This is a genomic window from Streptomyces boncukensis, from assembly GCF_011045075.1.
Classification (GTDB): Bacteria; Actinomycetota; Actinomycetes; order Streptomycetales; family Streptomycetaceae; genus Streptomyces; species Streptomyces boncukensis.
This window is the reverse complement of record NZ_JAAKZZ010000657.1, coordinates 1-3,495: the sequence shown is the minus strand read 5'-3', so window position 1 is coordinate 3,495 and position 3,495 is coordinate 1. Positions and strand designations below refer to the sequence as shown.

Here is a 3,495-nt window from a genome sequence, read left to right as displayed (position 1 = left end):
GGCTCCGGCTGCGCCGGGTGCTGCGCAGACGGCGGCGCGTGCTGGGGGTGGGGCTGGCGGTGGCCGCCGCGGCCCTGGCCGCCACACCGCAGACGCCCGGCGCGGGAGCGGGCGGCGCCCCGGGGGACGCGAGGGCGGGCAGCGCGGAAGCGGGCGATGCCACGGCCGGTGCGGAGGGCGCGGAGGCCGGTCGGCGGTCCCGTGCGCAACCGGTATCGGCGCCGGTCCGGATCGCCGACGCCGGGACGGTCCGCCTGCTGCGCCGGGGCGACCGCGTCGATGTGCTGGCGAGCGCATCGGAGAGCGGACCTGCCCGGGTCGTCGCCAGAAGTGTCCGAGTGGCTCATGTGCCGAAATCCAGCCACACTGTCCCAGGCGATGGAGCCGAGGGAGCGCTGATCGTGGTCTCCGTGCCGCGGCAGACCGCCACGGCCCTCGCGTCCGCCGCCACCGCCTCCAGGCTGGCGGTGGCGCTGTGCTGAGCCGCCTCGCTCCTCGCTTCCCCCGTTCCCTCCGGGTCCCGGCTGCCGGGCTCATCCGGAGGTTCAGCAAGGTCGAGTGGTCGTGGAAGAGGCTGTGCAGTGAGCATCGAGTCGGACGCCGGAGCCGGGAAGCAGAGCGTCCTGGCCGGATTCAGAGAATTCCTGATGCGGGGCAATGTGGTCGAGCTGGCCGTTGCCGTTGTCGTCGGGACCGCGTTCAGCAAGATCGTCGACGCGATCGTGAAGGGGTTCATCAACCCGCTGGTGGGCGCGATCGGCACCCAGGACCTGGACCAGTACCGCTCGTGCCTCAAGGGCCCGTGCCGCATCGACTCCTCCGGGGAGGTCACCGAGGGCGTCGCGGTCAGCTGGGGCCCTGTGCTCAGCGCCACACTGACCTTTGTGATCACGGCAGCGGTCGTCTACTTCCTGATGATCCTGCCCATGAACCGGTACAAGGAGCGGCAGGCGGCCAAGGCCGGCCCCGTGGAGACGCCGCCGACCGAGGTCGAGCTCCTCGGCGAGATCCGCGACGCGCTGGTGGCCCAGCGCGACGGCGCGAACGGCTCCGGCCCCACCGCAGCCGCTGCCGCCGCCACTCCTGTCGCGCCTGTCGCGCCTGTCACGCCTCCGAGGGACGGCGGCAGCGGCGCACCGGGGTAGCCGGGCACGGGGCGCCCGCCGCCCACGCCCGGCGCGGGCGGCGGCCTCAGAGGTGGTGCGGCGGCTTCTCGTCGAGGAAGCGGGCGAGGTCGGCCGCTCCCCCGGTGCCGCTGCCGCCGGACGCGCCCTCACCCCAGCCCCGGTCCGAGTCGTCCTCGGACCGCCGGCTCAGCGGGTCGTCGAAGACGAGGCCCGCGGCGGGGTCGGCAGGGGCCCCGGAGCCGCTCAGGGGCTGCCCGGCAGGGCCCGTGGGGTGCGAGTTGGCGCTCATGTGTCAAGAGTACGACCAGGCCCCTGACCCCCTGGTATCCATGCCCCATGGATACTCACCACACTTACGGCGTCCACGATGCTCTGACGGATGTGCGCGGGCTGCGCGTGGGCCACGCGCAGCGGACCGACGACGGATGGCTGACCGGTACGACGGTCGTACTGGCCCCGGAGGGGGGCGCCGTGGCCAGTGTGGACTCCCGGGGCGGCGCCCCGGGCACCCGCGAGACCGATGCGCTGGACCCGCGGAACGTCGTGGAGCGGATCCACGCCGTGGTGCTCACCGGAGGCAGCGCCTTCGGGCTGGACTCCGCGGCGGGCGTGATGGCCTGGCTGGAGGAGCAGGGCCGCGGCGTCTCCGTGGGCCCGGACCCCTCCCAGGTGGTGCCGGTGGTTCCGGCGGCCGTCATCTTCGACCTGGGCCGGGGCGGGAACTGGCGGGCCCGCCCGGACGCGGCCCTGGGCCGGGAGGCGGCGGAGGCCGCAGCGGGCACGGAGCTGGAGGCGCCGGTCCCGCAGGGCTGTGTGGGTGCGGGTGCCGGGGCCGTGGTCGGCGGCCTCAAGGGCGGGATCGGCACGGCGAGCGTCCGGCTGGCCTCGGGGGCTCTCGTCGCGGCCCTGGTGGCGGTGAACGCCGCGGGCTCGGTGACGGATCCAGTGACCGGCGTGCTCTACGGCGAGCTGGGCGAGCTGACGGACGGCTCTCCGTATCTGCCCTCGGAGGACGAGCACACCGAGGCGAGGATGCTGCTCGCCGAGGCCCGGGAGGAAACCGCGAAGCGCGCGGCGGGCACCCTGCGGCCCGCGCTCAACACGACACTCGCGGTGGTGGCCACGGACGCGGAGATCAGCCGTCCCCAGGCCCAGCGCCTGGCGGGAAGCGGTCACGACGGGCTGGCCCGCGCGATCCGGCCGATCCATCTGATGCACGACGGCGACACCGTCTTCGCCCTGTCGACGGCCGACCGGGCGCTGGGGGAGGGCGAGTTCAACGATCTGCTGGCGGCGGGCGCCGACGCGGTGACCCGCGCCGTGGTGAAGGCCGTCCGGGCAGCCGAGGGGGTGGACGGGCCCGGCGGCGTCTTCCCGGCGTACCGGGACCTGTACGACGGCCCGCGCCCACGGGACTGACCCCCGGCGGGAGGACGCCACCAGGACCGGATGCGGTGCAGGGCGCCTTCGCATGCCCAGGTGTGCCCGAATCCATGCCCGAATCTGTTTACATCACCCTCCGCCAATCGTAGCCTGACCTGGAAGCCACAGGATCGGGCACAGAACGGACCTGAAACCACATGTACGCACCGGAGCGTCAACAGGCGATCCTCCGCCTCGCGCGCGAGAGAGGCCGGGTGGACGTGCTCTCCCTGGCCGGTGAGTTCGATGTCACCGCCGAGACCGTGCGCCGGGACCTCAAGGCCCTCGACCGCGCGGGGTTGGTGCGCCGGGTGCACGGCGGCGCCATCCCGGCCGGCCGGCTCGACTTCGAGCCCGATCTGTCCGCGCGGGAGTCCGCGGCTGCCGGGGAGAAGGACCGCATCGCCCGCGCCGCCGTCGACGAGCTGCCGTCCGAGGGAAGCGTCCTGTTCGACGCGGGCACCACCACCGCGCGGCTCGCGGCGGCCATCCCGCCGGACGCGGTGCTGACGGTCGTCACCCACGCGCTGCCGACGGCGGCCCGGCTCGCCGACCACCCGGGCATCGAGCTGCACATCGTCGGCGGCCGGGTCAGGCACCGTACGCGTGCCGCGGTGGACGCCTGGGCCCTGCGGGCCTACGGCGAGGTCAACGCCGATGTGCTCTTCCTCGCCACCAACGGCTTCTGCGCAGACGGCGGGCTGACCACGCCCGACCTGGCCGAGGCCGCCGTCAAGCGCACGGTCATCGCCGCGGCACGCAGGGTCGTGCTGCTCGCGGACTCCAGCAAGTTCGGGCAGGGGCACTTCGCCCGGTTCGGCGACCTCGCCCAGGTCGACCTGCTCGTCACCGACACCGGGCTCAGCGCCGAGGACGCCCGGACCATCGAAGCCCAGGGCACACACGTCAAGCGCGTCTGACTTCCCCGCCTCCGACACCCCCGTCC

5 protein-coding genes are annotated in these 3,495 nt (G+C 74.2%); 4 read left to right on the top strand and 1 reads right to left on the bottom strand.

Annotation, left to right across the window (positions count from 1 at the left end):
* Window positions 1-8: 8 nt before the first annotated feature.
* Window positions 9-482, top strand: a complete 474-nt coding sequence (locus G5C65_RS33810; protein WP_165302879.1) for a hypothetical protein — start codon at window positions 9-11, stop codon at window positions 480-482.
* A gap of 165 nt (window positions 483-647) precedes the next feature.
* Entirely contained in the window at window positions 648-1,145 is a 498-nt protein-coding gene (locus tag G5C65_RS33805; protein WP_165302878.1) for an MscL family protein, read from the top strand.
* Between the two features lie 46 nt (window positions 1,146-1,191).
* On the opposite strand, the gene G5C65_RS33800 is transcribed toward G5C65_RS33805, so the two are convergent.
* Window positions 1,192-1,416 (bottom strand): hypothetical protein, encoded by a 225-nt coding sequence (locus G5C65_RS33800; protein WP_165302877.1) that lies wholly within the window; start codon window positions 1,414-1,416, stop codon window positions 1,192-1,194.
* 47 nt (window positions 1,417-1,463) lie between these two features.
* Here G5C65_RS33800 and G5C65_RS33795 point away from each other — a divergent pair, with 47 nt between their 5' ends.
* Entirely contained in the window at window positions 1,464-2,546 is a 1,083-nt protein-coding gene (locus G5C65_RS33795; protein ID WP_165302876.1) for a P1 family peptidase, read from the top strand.
* 161 nt (window positions 2,547-2,707) lie between these two features.
* Window positions 2,708-3,469: a DeoR/GlpR family DNA-binding transcription regulator gene (locus G5C65_RS33790; protein WP_165302875.1), complete on the top strand. Its 762-nt coding sequence runs from the start codon at window positions 2,708-2,710 to the stop codon at window positions 3,467-3,469.
* The last annotated feature ends 26 nt before the right edge of the window (window positions 3,470-3,495 follow it).

Bases quoted from the DNA above. Each gene is read 5' to 3' on its own strand.
- G5C65_RS33805 (WP_165302878.1), top strand. From the start codon at position 648: ATGCGGGGCAATGTGGTCGAGCTGGCCGTTGCCGTTGTCGTCGGGACC.
- G5C65_RS33790 (WP_165302875.1), top strand. From the start codon at position 2,708: ATGTACGCACCGGAGCGTCAACAGGCGATCCTCCGCCTCGCGCGCGAG.
- G5C65_RS33795 (WP_165302876.1), top strand. From the start codon at position 1,464: ATGGATACTCACCACACTTACGGCGTCCACGATGCTCTGACGGATGTG.
- G5C65_RS33800 (WP_165302877.1), bottom strand. From the start codon at position 1,416: ATGAGCGCCAACTCGCACCCCACGGGCCCTGCCGGGCAGCCCCTGAGC.